The organism is Candidatus Chlorohelix allophototropha (assembly GCF_030389965.1).
GTDB classification, from domain to species: domain Bacteria; phylum Chloroflexota; class Chloroflexia; order Chloroheliales; family Chloroheliaceae; genus Chlorohelix; species Chlorohelix allophototropha.
In genome coordinates this window covers 1434704-1453256 of the sequence record NZ_CP128400.1, presented here as the reverse complement: position 1 = coordinate 1453256, position 18553 = coordinate 1434704, and the positions used below count along the sequence as shown (strand labels likewise).

Sequence of the window (18553 nt, the reverse complement as noted above, 5' to 3'; positions counted from 1 at the left end):
ACAATACCAAACCGCTTCTGAAGTGAAAGGTTGTGGGATATGTGTCAATATATCTATCCCGATTACAATACTACTTGTTTAAGTAATCTGCCCTCTGATAACCTTCTTTTTTTCTCAAATCCTCCTGAAGATATAGTAAAGCCTTTTGTATCCGCCGTTTCCAGAAGCATGCTTTAGCGGAGGAAAGGATGGCATAATTATGCAATGGATTCAAGGACCGGCTGGCGGAACTGGCTTGACCAACGAAATGGTAGAAGCCCTTATAAAAGCACTTCAAAATGGAGCACCTTCGGCAACCGCCGCAATGCAAAAACTCGGTTTTGTAGTCAATGGTCTCGCTAGAGTTTCCGAGAATACTGCTCTTGGCATACTTAGGAGTTGGGCAAGCAGGGGTCATTTGGGAGCGCAACGAGCCTTATGGGTGTTAGTTGAAACCACCCCATTTCAAAAATGGTTGCTTCGTTGGGGCTTGGGTAAGCTAGTTTTTGAAGGAGCAACTAAAATTGCTATCAAGGTAGGCGGCAAATTAATTGCAGTAGGCGTGCTATCGTGGGTAATGCTGGCTTGGACTGTTTGGGATATTTATCACTTTATTAAACCTTCCTCAAACGGCAACGACCTAGCATTGACCGCAATTGCGGTAATAACAAACACCCCTGCCTTCACTGAAACTGAAACCACTACACAAAGCGTAGAAACTAAAACCCCATCCATCACAAAAGCGCCCACTACTACCGCTGTAACCCCAACGGTTGCAGCTACTACAGTAAAATGTCCTTCGCCAGTGACAGTTAACAAGCTATGCCCATGGAGTCCAAAAGATGCAGGTTCTCAACCCTGTGGGGAAGGTTTTTGTTGGGATGGTGGGTTTAACGGTTCTTTAGCATGTAAGCAGGAAAGTAGCGTGCCAAACTCAGGTCGAACCTATACCACTGATTTGGTTTGCAATGAGGGCTATGAAGCAGTGCGCAACCCCTGTACGAATGTTATTACCAGTTGCACAAAAAAAGCGACGCTTTCGGGCAATGCGGTAATAGCCTATTCCAATAATAGCTTGCATAAAGCCTCGCCGGGGAATTTATTTGACCTTACAGGCTTGCTCTTAAAACAAAAGGTTGGGCAGGAAAGTTCGTCGTCGCGCCCGACTTGTGCATCTTAAAAGCTTTTGGTAGAAATATGTGTTTAATGGAGTAATCCAGATGAGCTATAATTCAAACCAACCCAACCGTGCAGGTGACAAGCCACCAATAGCACCCGGTTTTGTAGCACCGCAACCACCGAACTATAATCCACCTCCGCCGGGATATATGCAACCACCTATTGGTTATGGGTATCCTCAATACTATCCGCAAGGCAATCAAGGGATACCTGCATATAAGGAACACAAGCGAGGCAGACTGCATTTTTTAATCCCATTAATCGGAGCAACAATAATGACGGCTTGTTGCTTTATGCCTTGGGTTACGACTAAAAATGGCGGGCAAACCGTCTATGCCAATGGATTCGGAAATGTCAGCGACTCCTTTTTTAGCTGGTTTCCTAAAGGTGCTAACCTCATAGGATCGGGATATGCGCGTGACGGTCTTTTTGTTCTGGTAGTGGGAATAATATTGATACTACTATCTTTTCTAGGTTTGCTGATTAATAAAGGTTTTATTTCAATAAGCCTGACATTGTTAGGCAGTGTTGGAGATTTTTTTCTGATTCGAAAAATACTGGATATATTAGATAAGTTAAAAGATAGCAACGGCTCTGGGAATGTCGGGCTTGGTTTACTCATCGGAGTGGGTGGCGCGGTGTTGGTGTTGCTGGAGGTTCTCTTTTTATTAACAAGGCGAAAAACAAGCAACTAAATAAATAGCACGAGTATTTGTCTATCGTTCCAAACCTCCTACATAATTAGGGAAGGGCGCTTATGTAAGCAACGCCCTTCTTTAAGCCCGCGGAAGGTAACTAAAATCCCATCGAACGTCCGATTATTTCCTTCATAATTTCGTTGGTTCCGGCGTAAATACTCTGCACCCGCGCATCCAAATACAGGCGCGTAATCGGGTATTCCAGCATATAGCCATAGCCGCCATGGAGTTGTACGCATTGATCGGCTACCCGTTTTTGCAAATCGCTTGCCCACCATTTCGCCATTGCCGCCGTTTCAGGAGTCAGACTACCGGAGTTCAATTCATCTATACAGCGATCGATGAAAACACGCCCGATCTCGATTTCTGTTTTCATTTCTGCCAATTTAAAGCGTGAGTTCTGGAAATTACCAATGGGCTGCCCAAAAGCGGTGCGTTCCTTGCAATACTCAACGGTTATTTCCAACGCTTTCTCACTAGCTGCCATCGCCGAAACCGCCACACTCAGGCGTTCCTGTGCCAACATCTGCATCAGATAATAGAACCCTTTGCCCTCATCTCCAAGCAAATTGGCAACAGGCACTTTCACATCCTCAAAGATGAGTTCAGCCGTATCTTGCGCTTTCAAACCCATCTTTTCCAGTTTGCGCCCACGAGAGAAACCCTCCATCCCACGCTCGACTACCAGCAAGCTGATTCCCTTGTGACGTTCTTTGGGGTCTGTCTTTGCTGCCACTACTACCAAATCACTCATAATTCCATTGGTAATGAAGGTCTTTTGCCCGTTGAGCAGATAATAATCACCTTGCCGAATAGCAGTGCTACGAATTGCGCTTAAATCACTCCCGGTATTAGGCTCGGTCATCGCAATGGCAGTGATATACTCCCCGGTGCATATTTTAGGAAGCCAGCGTTGTTTTTGTTCGGGGGTAGTATATTTCAGGAAATAGGGCAATACTACATCATTATGTAAAGTAAATCCTGCGCCTGCGCTCAATACCCCACCGTAAATGGTTTCCTCGCTAAGAATGGCGTTATAGCAGAAATCGTGAAGTCCCACTCCGCCGTATTCTTCCGGTACTTCCATGCCCAGAAATCCTTGCTGTCCGGCTTTCAACCATAACTCCCTTGAAACAATGCCGTCCTTCTCCCATTGCTCAAAATTGGGAAGCATTTCTTTTTCGACAAAACGCCGGACAGAGGCGCGAAACATCTCATGTTCCGCACTGAACAGGTCTCGCTTCATTCTGAATCTCCTGTGATAATAAGCGATAGACGGCTTGATAAATGGTTGTACCACCAATAAAACAGAAGAGGCTACTTTGTGCCTCCCCAGTAATTAGACTTAATGAAGACGTAGAAAATCAAGAAGTTTTGTGCCAAATTCTTCGGGTTTCTCTACATGAGGGCTGTGACCACAGTCAGCCAGCACAATTTCTTCATAACTTCCTCCGTTATCCTTGTATGTGTCCAATACACTTCGGAGTTGTGAAACCATAGGCTGAGGAGGGTAAATCTCCATACCGGGCCAACCCGGAACTGCGCCCAACATTCCTAAAGTGCCAAAATCAAACAAAGAATTATCGGCAACAATTTGGTCGCTATCTCCACGTATCCATAACACATCAGGTTTGATACTAATATTGGCAAAACTAGATTGGTTCATATATTTGGGAGAAAGGGCATTATTCACCCCAAGCGTACCGGGCGCAACGGTAGGCCAATTCTCTGAAGTAGTTAGGTCGCCGGGATAATTGCCATCCGCCACATAGGTGGAAAGCATAGCAGTGACATAGTTTTCTTCTATATCCGGCGCAACTTTAAAAGGAGGCTTGAAATAATAGGTATTCATAACATTGCGGGGTGAGTTAGGCGCTTCATCGCTTCTATCCTGATTCTTTAGGCGTGCTACAAAATCAGGGTTGGCAGTACCGCCGCCTGAACCTGCGAAATCGGCAAAATGTGGTTTTCCGTCAAGCCCCTGACATCCACCAAACCCGAAAGGTGAGCTTGCAGCTTCGAGTGTCAAAGAGCGCAAGGTATCTGCATGGTGTATAGCATATTCCATAACTACATTGCCCCCTAATGACCAACCGAGCAAATGGAAAGGAGGAAGGTTAAGAGCGGTGACGAAACTAAACAAGTCGTCCGAATAATCTTTCATACCTCTGGTAGCATCCACCGGCAAAGTCTGGGTCTTACCGTAACCACGCATATCGGGAGCATATACATGGTACTCACCGCTATTTGCCAGCACCAGCATCAAATCTTCAAAAAACAGATTGCAAGAAACATTGCCATGAATCAGAACAACAGGTGTTTTATTAACCTCACCAGCTTCAAGATAAGCCACTTCGAGTCTATCGGTACTAATACATTGATAATTAATACCCGGTAAAAAATTAATCTCACTCATAATTTTATCCGTTTTCTTATGCTGTCTATTTTGAGCAATACTATAAAGTACAATTGGAGAAACAGGAGTTGGAATAGCATTTTCCTGAACTAGGAATTTAACATTGGAAAATAGTATTGTCAATTAACATTGAGAGAAAAGTGAGGAGAGATAAATGAAATAAAGACAAGGGGTATAAACCCCTTGCCTAAAATCCAAGAATCTTGAGAAAATAACTAAAGCAGTTGCAGTTTACCTATGATGGCATCTGCTGCTTCTTGTGTGCCTACAGCATCATGGGCATTGCGGTCGTGCTTCATATCGATAGTTACTTTATTGCCTTCTTCGATTACAGCCGCAATAGCCTTTTCCAGCCTTTTAGCAGCATCAAATTCTCTAAGATGGCGCAGCATCATCAAACCGGAGAGAATCATTGCCAGAGGATTGGCAATGTTTTGACCTGCTATCTGAGGAGCGCTACCATGAGTGGCTTCAAAGACAGCAAATTCATCGCCAATATTACCACCGGGCGCCATACCCGGTCCTCCAATCAAACCTGCTCCTAGATCAGATAAAATATCACCGTACAGGTTAGGCAACACCAGCACATCGTAATCCTCTGGGTATTGCACCAAATGCATAGTAATTGCATCTACAATCACTTCTGAGAATTCAATGTCAGGATACTCTTTTGCAATTTCACGGGCAGTATCTAGAAACAAACCATCGGTGAACTTCATGATATTGGCTTTATGAACCACCGTTACTTTGCGGCGATTATTGTCGCGGGCATAGTCAAAAGCGTACTTAACAATCCGCCGAGTGCCATACGCGCTTGCAGTTTTTATACTGAGCGCCATATCATCTCTGAGTTTGCTTCCAAAATCCTTTTTCATTTCTGTAATCAACCTTTTTGTTTCAGGTTGATTTTCCCTATATTCCACCCCAGCGTAGAGATCCTCCATGTTCTCGCGTACAAACACGAGATCAACAGAATCATAACGGCTGTTCACACCCTTATAAAACTTGCAAGGGCGAACACATGAGTATAAATCGAGGCTTTGGCGCAAAGCTACATTTATACTCCGAAAACCTTTACCGATTGGAGTAGTAATTGGTCCCTTTATAGCTACTTTATTCCTACGAACAGACTCAAGAGTGCCTTCTGGCAATAAACTACCACTACGTTCAAGCTCTTCGCCACCGGCATTTTTTACTTCCCAGTTAAATTCTATCCCGGTAGCATCCAGTACTCTGCGAGTTGCTTCGGTAACCTCTGGACCAATACCATCTCCAGGTATTAGGGTTACGTTATAGCTCAATTTCTGCTCCTTTATGTGTGATTATCGGTAATTTACTGACCGTGAGATTATCGCAGATTTCATAATTATCTGCGACATCAACTAATTTAACGCTGGTCAACTGAAACAAAAGCAAGATCTAATAGACCTTTATATTCGGCTGCCGGACGGATAAGACGGTTGTTAACCATCTGTTCCAGCACATGTGCAGACCACCCTGCTGAGCGTCCAACTGCAAATGTAGGGGTAAATAAATCACCTGGCAGGTTCAGAGAATCTAAAAGAACAGCAGAATAGAATTCTACATTGGTATAAAGGTTATGACCGGGTTTATATTCTTCCAGTAGTAAAAGCGCGGTTTCCTCTACATGATGCGCCAGTTCATATACTTCCGGGTTGGCAAGTTTGGCAAGCTCTTGCAACGGCAAGGAACGAGGGTCTGCGGTCTTGTAGATACGGTGACCAAAGCCCATAAGGCGGACATTATGCGAAAGTGCATCCCGTAGCCAAGTTTCGGCATGATCCAATGAACCGATTGCCAGTAGCATATCCTTGACTTTTGAGGGTGCGCCTCCGTGCAAAGGGCCCTTTAACGCCCCGATTGCGGCTACTAGCGCCGAACCCATATCCGACTCTGTGCTGGCAACTACACGCGCTGCAAAAGTAGAAGCATTCATCCCATGATCCGACAATAGCACCAAGTAGGCGTTCATTGCTTTTACAAAATTTTCAGAAGGAATATTTCCGGTTAACAGGTAAAGATAATTTGCAGCATGGCTGAGTTCAGGAATAGATTCGAGGGGTTCAAGTCCTTGCCGCAAACGGTGAAAGGCTGCCAAGAAAACGGGCATTCTGCTAACCAGTGCAAAAGCTTGATCCAGACTTGGCGAACCTTCAATTGAGGAAGCTGCCCAAGCAGAAACAGCAGTACGTAACGCATCCATCGGCTGTGTGGTAGCAGGTAAGCCCCGCAAAGTTGACAACACTGATGCAGGTAATGTGCGGTCAGCTGCCAGCTTATTCTTAATCCACTCCAATTCGGTAGAATTTGGCAACCGACCATACCAGAGTAAATAAACCACTTCTTCATAAATAGCATTACGTGCAAGGTCCTGAACATCATAGCCTCGATAAATCAGTCGTCCTGCTGTACCATCAACCTTGCTTAGGGCGGTAGTAGCAGCAACAATTCCTTCGAGCCCGGCTTTAAATCCTTTACTCTCGGCGCTTTTTACTGCGGTGGAATTACTATTCAAAATAGTCGTAGTATCTGACATAGGTGCTCCCCTCCTGAAAAATTACCTGATGACCAAATTTGTTACTCTTAGAACGACAATTTCGTGTAAATGAGCAACAAACAATGAACTGCATACAGAACCTTCCTGAGAGGGAATGTCCCGAATTAGCGCGGTTCAAATAGTTACAAATATAAATATTTACTTAATATATGGAAAAGGCTCGTAACGATGAGCAAAGTAGTACGGTCGATTTTAAAAACATCGGCAATGAACTAAACCCTGAGCAGCCAGGAAACTCATGCTTCGTTGCAAAATGAGGATAGTAAAATTATCTATATATATCCAAGTAATGTCAGTAGCACATAACACATTGGATTTATCTATTATATCTATAGTTCATACTTTTGGCGAGTCGATTCCAATTAATTTCTGATTGAAAATGCGAAAGCCAGAAGAAGGTTCTCTAGTTAATTTTCGTGTTCACCTTCAGGAGCTTTTTTCTTTCTTAACACCGAAGGGTCGTACAAACCGAGTATCGGAATCCAAAACCACCAAGGATTAGGCAAAGACTGGAAGATGTCAGAGCTATATTTACGGGCATGATTGATAAAGCGGTGCGGCCAATATGATGGTATAAGTTTCCAGAATGGCTCAGGCGCATTCTTAAGGGAAGAAATTAAGCCCTTAAAATCATTCCCCTTGTCATATTTTTTCCTATCCTCTTCGAGTTGCTCTTGTAAAATCGAGCGTAACTTTTCGGTAGCAATATCCCAATCCATTCCTTCATCTATTAGTTCGGAAGGTTCGATTGGCTTGCCGAAATGTATTGTAACGGGAGCAGGTAACACCCCATAATACATAAAAGGAACAACAGGGAGAAAGAAAATTATAGGACTTAAATGCAGGTAGGGTAATTTAAGCAAGCGAGCAATTAGATCAAACAAGCGATTCCTATTTGCGTAAGGGTGAAAATATTCGGAACCAACAATAGTTACCGGGATAATATAGGCATTATGTTTGGTAGCAAGGCGCAACAAGGGCGTTTTAAACGGCATAAGCTTGTAGCGATCCTTGAAATCACGCGCTATGCCCGGCACACCCTCTGGAAAAATAATAACGTGTTTGCCTTGCTTTAACAGATTTACAAAATTTCGAGCAGTTGCATCCACGCAACCTACCCTATACCACCATTTAGGTATGCGGAAGAGAAAATTTCTTTTTAACTCAGAAACCTGACGGTCAACCAGTGCGCGGGGTTTTTCATCCACCGAAAACCCTAAGTGATCGTGCCAGTACATACTCACTGCGTAATCAAGCAAAATACCATCCCAAGGAAAAGAACGCCCTGCATGATTGGCTGCAAATATTATTGAACGTCCTTGATTAGGATCAGGCAAATCTTCTAACCCAACTTGCTGAAGTCTGAAGTAATATTTAGCAATCGGACCTAGCACTTCACGCGCCAAATCAACAGCATAAGCGGGATGAAACCAACTCTGGTTTGATTTTCTGCTCAACTTAGTATTTTCCCTCGGTTTAATCTTACTTAACAGGTTTTAGCTTCTTTCTTTGTTATAAGCTGAGCCGCCAGAAGTAAATCTGAGAATCGCCAGCTACAGCCAGATTTATTTCGGCATTTTAAGCCAGTTGCACATATTTTGGCAGTATCGTTTGATAGCCACACCCTTTGCGCTACCTATAACTGATCCAGTTGGATGGAACAAAGCTTTAAAGAGTTATGTTTTTTCGGTCTATAATTACATACCATTATAAGGTTCTATTTTACTCTAAATCAGCCAGAATTTCTGTAACCACAAGATTGCTATTGTGAGAAAATCAAGCATATTTGAGTGATTTTTTGACAAATAAGTAGAATCGGCATCTAAATCTTCCTTATTCTGAGCTAAATCCGATCGAATGGTGTAAAATCTGCTCAAAATTATTTCTCCAAGCGATTTCATTTTGAAAGGCTGGATATATGACAGACAGATTAGCAGGGAAAGTAGCCTTGATAACTGGCGCGGGTAACGGAATCGGGCGTATCACTGCCCGATTATTTGCTTCGGAAAGTGCCAGCGTGGTAATTTCAGATCGACTCGAAGCAGATTTAAAAGAAACCGAGCGGTTAATAACAAGCGAGGGCGGTAAGGTAACCACGATTTTGTGTGATGTCACCAAGGCAGCACAGGTGCAAGCCAGCGTAAACCTGTCGTTGGAAACATACGGTAAATTAAATATATTGGTTAACAATGCCGGAATCGGGCGAAACCCTGCCCGAATCACCGAACTAAGCGAAGAAGATTGGGACATTACGCTCAATGTAAATCTTAAAGGGGTTTTTCTCGGCATGAAATATGCTATCCCGGCGATGAAAAAGCAAGGCGGCAGTATTATAAATCTTGCCAGTGTCGCAGGCATTGTGGGAACACCCAAGCTTTCCGCATATGGCGCAAGCAAAGCAGGCGTAATTCAGTTATCCAAAACTGCCGCACTAGAATGGGCACGTTATGGTATCAGAGTAAATGCAGTTTGCCCATCTTGGACAAAAACTAATATGGTGGATTTATTCACAAATGCGACTCCAAACCCACAGGCTACCGAACAGGGCATGGCAAGCGCTATTCCTTTAGGCAGGCTTGGGCAACCCGAAGAAATAGCCAACGCAATTTTGTTTCTTGCCAGTGACGATAGTAGTTTTATAACCGGCGCAACCTTACCGGTGGATGGTGGTCTCGCCGCGATGTAAATAAAAAGGCGCGGGGTTTTTGCCCCGCACCTCTAAAAACAACTCTATTAAGCGTCGACCAGCATACCTTGGTCGTCGCGTGGAAGATTCCATTGCTCAGGTGAACGCCACAAACCTGAAAGCACCAATTCTCGAATATAGTGCATTTCCTTGGGAAGGCGATCGTACATCTTGTCGAGCAATTCCTCGTGAGAGAGTAATTCCGCTTTCCAGTTATCGCGGTCAACCGACATCACCTTCTCAAACATTTCAGGGGTGAAGTCTTCCATGCCGCGCCAGTCAAGGTCTTGGTAACGTGGCACCCAACCAAGGGGGCTTTCGATACTGGCAGCCTGCCCATGTGAGCGCTCTACAATCCACTTCAAGATACGCATATTGTCACCAAAACCGGGCCATACGAAGTTGCCATTCTCATCTTTTCTGAACCAGTTCACGTTAAAAATACGTGGCGGGTTCGGGATGGAACGCCCAAATTGCAACCAATGGTTGATGTAATCTCCCATGTGATAGCCGCAGAAAGGCAACATGGCAAAGGGGTCACGTCTGACCTCTCCAACTTTTCCGGCAGCGGCAGCAGTGGTTTCTGAACCCATGGTAGCGGCAGAATAAACGCCAAACGCCCAGTTGAAGGATTGATAAACCAAAGGCACTGTTGTACTGCGTCTTCCGCCAAATATGAAAGCAGAAATCGGCACACCTTTAGGGTTTTCATATTCTGGGTCAATAGAGGGTACTTGGCTGATAGGAGCGGTAAAGCGTGCATTTGGATGCGCTGCCTTCCGTCCACAGCCGGGGGTCCATTCCTGACCTTGCCAGTCAATCGCAGTAGCGGGGGGCGCATCGGTCATACCTTCCCACCATACATCACCGTCCGGGGTTAAAGCTACGTTGGTGTAGATAGTGTTTTTGCTGACTGCATCCATCGCGTTGGGATTGGATTTATAGGATGTACCCGGAGCTACCCCAAACATACCGGCTTCAGGGTTGATTGCATGTAGTATGCCATTAGCATCTGGCTTAACCCAAGCAATATCATCGCCAATGGTAGATACTTTCCAACCATCCAAAGTGTTGGGCGGGATCAACATAGCGAAGTTAGTTTTGCCACAGGCGCTAGGGAAAGCGGCTGCCACGTAGGTTTTTTCACCGGCAGGCGATTCTACGCCGAGAATCAGCATATGCTCTGCCAGCCAACCTTCATCACGAGCAAGCACCGAAGCGATGCGAAGAGCAAAGCATTTCTTTGCCAATAAAGCATTTCCGCCGTAGCCGCTACCATAAGACCAGATGGCGCGGTCTTCCGGGAAATGAACAATGTACTTATTATCTTTATTGCAAGGCCATGTTGAGTCTTGCTGACCGGGTAACAAAGGCGCACCAACGGAGTGGAGACATGGTACAAAATCTCCATCACCCAATATCTCAACCACTTTGCGACCCATCCGGGTCATGATTTTCATGTTGACTGCTACATAAGGAGAGTCGGACAATTCCACACCGATGTGGGCAATAGGAGAGCCTAACGGACCCATACTAAAGGGAATTACATACATTGTGCGCCCACGCATACTGCCATCAAATAGCTTGGTTAGCGTGACTTTCATTTCTTTGGGGTGCATCCAATTGTTTGTTGGACCCGCATCATGGCGGTTGTTGGTGCAAATATAGGTGCGATCTTCGACACGAGCGACATCGCTAGGGTCTGACCGGGACAGAAAACTGTTAGGACGTTTCTCTTGATTGAGCCGGATAAACATGCCGGATTCAACCATTTCATCGCAAAGTTTGTCATATTCCTCTTGCGAGCCGTCGCACCAGTGTACGCTGTCCGGCTTGCAGAGTTCTGCCATCGACTGAACCCACTCGCGTAACTTAGCATTCTTAACGTATTCGGGGAAGTCCATAGTGTCTCCTATTCTAGACATCAAATTATCCAGTTAGCCTCATATGGCTAGTTAGTTTTATCCAAATGGTTTATTACAATTGTCTAAGTTTACGACTTGAGTATGCTTAATGTCAAGGAGACGCAAACCTAACGTGTTTTGGCTAACTGTAAGGTTTTTTCAGAGCATGCTGTAGGGGATTTTATTACAAAAGGTTTTAAGGGTTTAACGGCAGGTGATACTGGAGATTGATGCTTCCAAATCCTGTTGTGCTACCCCGTTATAAAAACGGGCTTCTTCGCCCACGCTGGCAAAGTAAAGGTTACCATTGCATTGGAAACTTAACACCGTAACCGTGTAATCTTGCACACTAACATTATCTTCAACTGTGCTGAAGACCGCTTTTGCTATCCATGCAGGGGTATTGTCCAACAGTTTAGTTTCTATAGTATCCAACAATATTTTAGGGTTTTTAGCTTTAGTTTTTATGTTAGTTATGTAAAGTTTAATTGCTTCGTCAGGATTAATATTAGCATTTGGTATAGTACGACTAGGTGGCTTTTCAATGGTTAAAGCGGCTGTAGAGCTATCGGGTTTAGTAAAAATTACACGGGAAGGATCTACATCCTGCCTTATCCATGTGCTAGGATGTGCCACAATTACACCGAGAGCTGAATCTGAGTTTGCAGGGCTTGAAAAAACATGAGAAGGTAAATTCGCCAGCGTAGAACCAGTACCTGAGTTCATTACAAAAGCCAGTACGTATACAATAGCTCCGATAATTACCGTAATTAACAATGCCAATAGCATAAATAGCCAGGCGCGTGGTTTAGCTCGCTTGTAGCCAAACTGATTACGTGGCAACACTGCATCCGGTGGGAATAGTTCGGAGTGGTCTCGAACAGTGGAAGGTTTCGCTTGTTCGCCGAAATAATCGAATACACCTTGCTGCTGCGCTACAAAAGATAATTGCCCGGAATCAGCGGAAGCTTCCACAAATGGATTATTTTCAGATGTAGTAAGGTTAACAAATTTCCCTTGAGAGGTTTGGGAAATTAAATTATCAAATTCCTTATTTGAAGGTGAGTTTTCATAGGTGGCTTCGAGTAATAACAAAACATCTCCCACTCGAAGTTTATCTCCGGGACGAACCAGCACCGATTGCATGGGAGCAAGAGATCGCCCGTTTAAGGTAGTGCCGTTCTGGCTGTTCATATCGCAAACAAGCAGCCCGTCTTCTCTTATCTCTAGTTCGAGATGAAAGCGCGACACACTACTATCAACCAGCACTATATCGTTTCCAACTTTTCTGCCTAATTTGAGTTTGGAACGGGCAGGATTATGCCACAAATCAAAGACATCCGGTTGGGGAGCGCCCGGTAACATATGAGGTTCTTCTAAAATTTTTAACTTCATATCAACTAGAGCTGGTATTGTCATAAAATTTCTCAATAACAATTATAGCATGTACTCCGGTCTAGAAAACTAGCCCTTTTTTACTGTTATTTGTAGTAACAAAAAGTGTCCCCGTAATATTTTAAACGGATAAGGCTGCTATGAGGTTCTAGGTTTTTATAACAATTTCGTCAGGGTTTCAGGAAAGACTGCCAACAATCTCACCGTCGAGTATTTCAATTTGGCGGGTGGCATTGCGTGCCCAATAAGCATCATGGGTTACCATTAACACTGTTTTCCCCGAAGCTACAAACTGTTGTAGCAATTTAAAAACATAATTAGCGGCATCACTTGGCAGATTACCAATTGGTTCATCGCCTAATAAAATGGGTGGGTCATTTGCAAGCGCCCGTGCAAGTGCCACGAGTTGCTTTTCACGACGATTAAGATCAGAGGGCTTAAGACGTGGGATTTCAGGGTCGGTAAGACCGACTAGAAACAGACGCTCCATTGCGATCTCGTTGCGGCGGCGAGGGTCAACCACCGTACCTGCTAATTCAATCGCGGTGGTGATTTGCTCCAAAATAGTCAGGCGAGGATTTAGCTGGTTCAAATCACTGTTCATATAGCCAATATTGCGACTTCGCCAACGTACATGGTCGCGCTCTTCTTCAAGATTTAAGCGTTTTTTACCGCGCCAGCTTTCGTGGGTTGGTATTTGATAACCAAGAATTGATACCGTACCACGATCAGCAGCTAGAAAACCGCCCATAATTTCAACTAATTCACTTTTACCTGAGCCGGAAGGACCAACTAATGCTACCAATTCACCTTGACGCAAACCAATTCTCACGTCTTTGAGTAAAAGGGTGGAGGCGCGCCCACTGCCTTCGTTGTACCACACCCCTTCCAAACGCGCTACCTCTGCCCCAAGCCGCGCTTGTGGTACAGCAGGGCGTGCTATTTCAGGGCGATAAAGAGCCGTGCCTTCTGGTAACGCCGCGCTAGATTGCCGCTGGTTTCGCCCAACAACAATCAAATTCACCGCTAGATTTGTTTCGCCCTCTTCAATAGAGCGCCGTATATCATCCGGGCTATTTTGGGTAATTTCCCGAAACGTCATGTCACCTAGGAAAGTTTTATCAAATTTGGTACCATCCTCAAGTTCAGGGATGTTAAGGTCATCTGCTCTGAAAACGGCACTTAGTCGCTGGTTCTCTATTTTAAAATCTGCTTCAACATCGCCAAACCGCAGGATATCGCCATCATGTAGCATGATCGGCGCATCCGCTTGCACACCGTTTACAAAGGTTTTATTGGTGCTACCAAGATCGCTGATATATACGCCGTTTGGGGTGCGGGCGAGGCGGGCATGCTGGCGTGACATACTATTGCTATCAATTACTATATCATTGGCTTGTCCACGCCCAATAGTAGCTTCTTCGCCGGAAAACAGGTAACGCTGACCATTTCTCAAAAAGATGTAAATAAAGATGTCGTCAGAAAGAGAGGCGGTTGGGCGGGTAGTTACGATTGGAGTGGGATTAGGACGTGGTGCTGGTACGCCTGTAACGCCTTCAAAGAGTATTTCAGTCAAGCCTAGCTTAATATGATCGCCGGGATGCAAAGGTAATGGGGCGGTTAGTTGGGCAATTTGACCGTTAACCAAAGTACCATTGATGCTACCCAAATCATGAATCAATAACTGACCATGTTGACCTGCAAAAATCTCGGCGTGACGGCGGCTTACATCGGCGCTATCTATCCAGATAGGACATTCGCGGCTGCGTCCTAGTAATATTGTGGAAATGCCTTGCTCAGGATAAGGCAGACTCAAGCGTTCTCCGGTGCGTGGTCCGGTAACAAAATTCATTTTTAACTGAGGACCTTCACGGTTAACGACTACAGGCTGACTCAATTAACCTACACCCCTTTACCCTAGCGGTTTTGGCGACGACCTCCACGGGCACTTCCAGTACGAACGGTATCGTCTTCATCATCACCACTACCCGCAGCGCTGATTACAAAAAGCTCGCCAAACATTGGAATCGCCATCAACAATGTTACAATTACTGCTAATCCCACCCCTAACCACAGAGAAGTATCGCTATCAAAATTCAAACTATTATGTAGCAAGGCTATCGTAATTCCGCCCAACCAGAAAATAAACTGAGCCATGATAACCAGCAGATAGATGGGAATAAACGCTACAAACCAATTAAAGATGCGTTTCTCTCGCTGTGTATAATGCCTCACATCAGGCTTGCGCGTCAATCGCCTTCGAACATGTACCAATGCTTTTTTGCGCAAGCTTGGAATTTCCACCCAATCCATTAAAGCGTAATAACCGTCGCCTTCCACCAAAGGATTGAGATTAATATATGCCAATGTGAAGGCAATAACGCCTAATTGAAATAGGGCATCCCGGGTATGGGTATCGCTTTCAGACACCAAAAATAGCCACAGAAAACAAATATTACAGAAAAGAATATTGGTTAACGGACCTGCCAAGTTTACGACAATACGGGGCCAGCGTTTTTCCAACCATATCTGGTTTGTATCGACCAAAAACACAGGCCCTACCAGATTCCAGCCTACGCCTACTCCCATTACTTTCCGCCCAAAATGTTTGCAGGCTAGACCATGCGCAATTTCATGAATAAAGAAGTTAAATAATAAGACCAGAATAAGTATCCACCATAGTCCGGTGGCAAATAAAGCAATGGGCGGTTGCACCAGTGCCGAAAGACCACCCTTCCAAACAAAAGCAGCCGTTCCGGCTAGTACAATGAGAGCGAAGAGAAATACAAGCGGTTTCCAGAAAAATACCCTGCCAAAGTAGCGGTACAAACCTGTGAAAAAGCCATCCACATTTTTAATTTCTGTGGTATAAGTCAACGTTCGGAAAATCGGTTGCCACAATTTTCCTATAATGCTTCGTTCCTTACCTTGCTTCTCCCCTAGTAAGCGCTCATCCACCTTAGGCACTTCCAGAAAACCTGCTGCTTGCAACTGCCCCACGAGGTTGGATACACCCTCTAGGTCAAGACTTTTAAATTCCATAAAATAGGACAGTGCCAAATCGTTAATGCTATTATCACCATCCATCAATTGCCACAGGAAATAACCGCCCTCTGAGAGCTTGAAATAATCCTCACCCTTGCTCAAAAGATGCTGGGTTTCACCCATAGCATTGGTTTGTTCGGTGATAGACCAATCGGCTACGCGCTTCGGGCGATAACGTTTGCTGATACCTTTGGCAAAATACTGACCAAGCGCGTAATTTCCGCCTAATTTCAGCACTTCTTCAAATTGGGGGCGGTACAAGGTCAATAACTGCACTTCTTCAACTGCATGACAGGTATTGGTGCGGGTTGGGTTATCGGATAGGGCAGTCTCGCCAAAAAACTGACCCGGTCCGATTGTCATATCGGTGCGATTCTCACCACTACGAGTCTGGAAACTAAGCTCAATTTGTCCTTTGCGGATAATATAAAATGCGTCTGCACGTTCCCCTTCTTTGAAAATAACCCGCCCTTTGGGAAACTTTTTAACCTTCATACGGGCGGCAATTTGAGCTACTAATTGCGGGGGCATTGTAGTAAAAGGGCTGATGCGGTTTAGTACCGCGCCTAGCGGTAAGCCCAATAATTCGGCGCCAAGATTTGCTACCGGATCGGCGCTCTGACTCAATACCGTCTCAAAATCGGCTTTAGCAAGGGCGTAAGCATCTACCAGTTTCCGAGCACGCACTGTCACCGGATAGGTTTCACCTTCGCTAGCAATCCCATCGCCAAAAGTGTCGCCTTCTTCAAGCTCGGCAATAACCTGTTCGGTTCCTTTGCTATTTACGGTAAAAGCAGTAGCCTCACCCCCTACAATCAGGAAGAACTGATCGCATGGTTTATCTTTTTCACCGATGAGTTCACCCGGTTTAAATGAACGATAGCGCATACGAGCAGCCAAGTCGCGGATTGTTCTGTCCGAGAGAGTGCGCATTAAAATAGTGCCGCGTAACCAAGTAGCAGTCGAATAAGTGGCAACTTGTTGTTGAAAGAAAGAAAGGATTTTAGGATTATTGCTGAATGTCCGTACAAAATCCGACTCTTCCAATCGAAGCGCTTCCACCCTAGTACGCGCCACCAAACGATTGACAAAGGGTTGGTTGGCAAAAATTGTACGCTCACCGTAGATTGCACCGGGTCCGATTTCAGCCAGCACCAATCGTTCATCCCGCCGCTCATTCAAAGCACGCGAGATAGTTATATATCCCGATAATACGGCAAAAAATGCCCCTTTACCCTGCCCTTCTCGCGCAATTTCCTGTTCTGAATTGTAAGTAACCTGTTTGAAATAAGGTTGAAGCTGTTTAAATAGTTCATCGTCCAATTCATCGAAAGGTGGAATCTTGCGAAGCGGATGCAGATTCTTTTCTTCCTTAACCGCTTGCATTCCGGCAACATCCGGTGAACCTGAATCTGCGATTGTTTGGGTTGAATCAGCCATTTCAAGGGTAACAGGTTGCCCACTTCTGAGCATCACAGTTTGACCATCTTCGCGAGAGGGTTCATAATCTTCGAAAATGAACTCAAACTGACCTATTTTAAGACGGTCTCCACCGTTCAGGGCAATCGGACGTTTAATATCCTGACCGTTTACCAACACACCGTTGGAAGTACCGAGATCGGTTAACACATAACGCCCTGATTCATATACCAAAATTGCGTGGCGTTTTGAAACATAGGGGTCAAGAAGGCGCAAGTCATTGCTTTCAGAACGTCCTATTTGAACCTGACGATCACGAGGCAAACCAAGAAACCGCGCACCAAGATGTAACTGGCTGTGATCAAGCGCAAAGCGAAGGCGTTGCGAAGTTATTTTCACTGCCTCCAGTTTGGTAGATACTTGGTAGGGTACACGCGAAGCACGATACGAAAACTCACTTCCACGTATATTGATGGTATCACCATCCTGCAAGCGACGGGGGGCATCCAGCGCCACATCATTGATATAAGTAGGGTTGGCAGCGCCCAAATCTCGCAATACGTAGCCATTGCTAATCCAGCGAATCTCAGCATGGCTCCGACTGACATCTTCGTCCAACAATTGCAAATCATTATCGCCAAATCGCCCGATACTGAGGGGATGTGTTGGAATTAACCTAATAAAAGAACCAACCCTCAAGTTGCGAGCATCACTAACCAGCACATCGAGACGAGCAACACCGGGCCAAGTATCTTCAGGCATGTGTTTCTCATCAGGCAATTGAGCCAGTAAGGTTTTAATACCATCCACCGGTACAAAAAAAAGCAATTGGATACTACCACAGCCGATTATATCGCCGGGGAAAAGTGGCATAAGACTGCCGATCTGTTGCCCGTTCAGATAAGTGCCATTGCTGGAAGTATCACGTAGGGTTAAAACTTCATCCTCTTTACGCCAAGCAAACTCTGAATGGTGACGAGATACCCGGTTAGTGGGGTCTTGCAATAAAAAATTCGAATCAGGGGCACGTCCGATAACAAAGGGGGTAATAGCTAATGCATTAAAATCTAACGGGATGCAAGTACCTTGCTGAGGACCGTTAAGGATTCTTAAATGTGGGGTTTGCGGTGCTACTTCCGCCAAGACAACAACCTCTCGAATATTTTAGTTCTAAAACGCAATAAATAATGATATTAATTGGGTATCTTTCAGGGATTTACTTGGCAGATGAGCAAATACTCTTAAAATGAGTAT

At 44.9% G+C, this 18553-nt stretch carries 13 protein-coding genes; 3 read left to right on the top strand and 10 right to left on the bottom strand.

Annotated features, from left to right (window positions below; all coding sequences use genetic code 11):
- Positions 1-199: 199 nt before the first annotated feature.
- Positions 200-1159, top strand: coding sequence for a hypothetical protein (locus OZ401_RS18845; protein ID WP_341470065.1), 960 nt, complete (start codon positions 200-202; stop codon positions 1157-1159).
- A 23-nt stretch (positions 1160-1182) separates the two neighbouring features.
- Here the strand turns inward: OZ401_RS18845 and OZ401_RS18840 are convergent, their stop codons facing one another.
- Positions 1183-1317, bottom strand: a complete 135-nt coding sequence (locus tag OZ401_RS18840) for a hypothetical protein (protein ID WP_341470064.1) — start codon at positions 1315-1317, stop codon at positions 1183-1185.
- Here OZ401_RS18840 and OZ401_RS18835 point away from each other — a divergent pair.
- Positions 1308-1853 carry a hypothetical protein gene (locus tag OZ401_RS18835; protein ID WP_341470063.1) on the top strand — a complete coding sequence of 182 codons (546 nt, stop codon included), beginning with the start codon at positions 1308-1310 and terminating at the stop codon, positions 1851-1853. The genes OZ401_RS18840 and OZ401_RS18835 overlap by 10 nt on opposite strands.
- Before the next feature lie 100 nt (positions 1854-1953).
- Here the strand turns inward: OZ401_RS18835 and OZ401_RS18830 are convergent, their stop codons facing one another.
- The 5 genes from OZ401_RS18830 to OZ401_RS18810 form a co-directional block, all read right to left on the bottom strand.
- Positions 1954-3102: an acyl-CoA dehydrogenase family protein gene (locus OZ401_RS18830; RefSeq protein ID WP_341470062.1), complete on the bottom strand. Its 1149-nt coding sequence runs from the start codon at positions 3100-3102 to the stop codon at positions 1954-1956.
- 99 nt (positions 3103-3201) lie between these two features.
- Positions 3202-4272 (bottom strand): alpha/beta hydrolase, encoded by a 1071-nt coding sequence (locus OZ401_RS18825; protein WP_341470061.1) that lies wholly within the window; start codon positions 4270-4272, stop codon positions 3202-3204.
- Between the two features lie 215 nt (positions 4273-4487).
- Positions 4488-5573 (bottom strand): isocitrate/isopropylmalate dehydrogenase family protein, encoded by a 1086-nt coding sequence (locus tag OZ401_RS18820; protein WP_341470060.1) that lies wholly within the window; start codon positions 5571-5573, stop codon positions 4488-4490.
- 86 nt (positions 5574-5659) lie between these two features.
- Complete coding sequence (locus OZ401_RS18815) at positions 5660-6829, bottom strand: citrate synthase (RefSeq protein ID WP_341470059.1); 1170 nt, start codon at positions 6827-6829, stop codon at positions 5660-5662.
- A 428-nt stretch (positions 6830-7257) separates the two neighbouring features.
- On the bottom strand, positions 7258-8307 hold the full coding sequence (locus OZ401_RS18810) for a 1-acyl-sn-glycerol-3-phosphate acyltransferase (RefSeq protein WP_341470058.1): 1050 nt from the start codon (positions 8305-8307) through the stop codon (positions 7258-7260).
- Between the two features lie 461 nt (positions 8308-8768).
- Here OZ401_RS18810 and OZ401_RS18805 point away from each other — a divergent pair, with 461 nt between their 5' ends.
- Positions 8769-9536, top strand: a complete 768-nt coding sequence (locus OZ401_RS18805; protein WP_341470057.1) for an SDR family NAD(P)-dependent oxidoreductase — start codon at positions 8769-8771, stop codon at positions 9534-9536.
- Positions 9537-9583: 47 nt separating this feature from the next.
- Here OZ401_RS18805 and OZ401_RS18800 read toward each other — a convergent pair whose 3' ends face one another.
- The 4 genes from OZ401_RS18800 to OZ401_RS18785 form a co-directional block, all read right to left on the bottom strand.
- On the bottom strand, positions 9584-11440 hold the full coding sequence (locus OZ401_RS18800; protein WP_341470056.1) for a phosphoenolpyruvate carboxykinase (GTP): 1857 nt from the start codon (positions 11438-11440) through the stop codon (positions 9584-9586).
- Between the two features lie 204 nt (positions 11441-11644).
- Entirely contained in the window at positions 11645-12859 is a 1215-nt protein-coding gene (locus tag OZ401_RS18795) for an FHA domain-containing protein (RefSeq protein WP_341470055.1), read from the bottom strand.
- Between the two features lie 154 nt (positions 12860-13013).
- The gene (locus tag OZ401_RS18790) at positions 13014-14732 is read right to left on the bottom strand and encodes an FHA domain-containing protein (RefSeq protein ID WP_341470054.1); all 1719 of its coding nucleotides are present in this window, start codon (positions 14730-14732) and stop codon (positions 13014-13016) included.
- A 20-nt stretch (positions 14733-14752) separates the two neighbouring features.
- On the bottom strand, positions 14753-18442 hold the full coding sequence (locus tag OZ401_RS18785; RefSeq protein WP_341470053.1) for an FHA domain-containing protein: 3690 nt from the start codon (positions 18440-18442) through the stop codon (positions 14753-14755).
- Between the last annotated feature and the right edge of the window lie 111 nt (positions 18443-18553).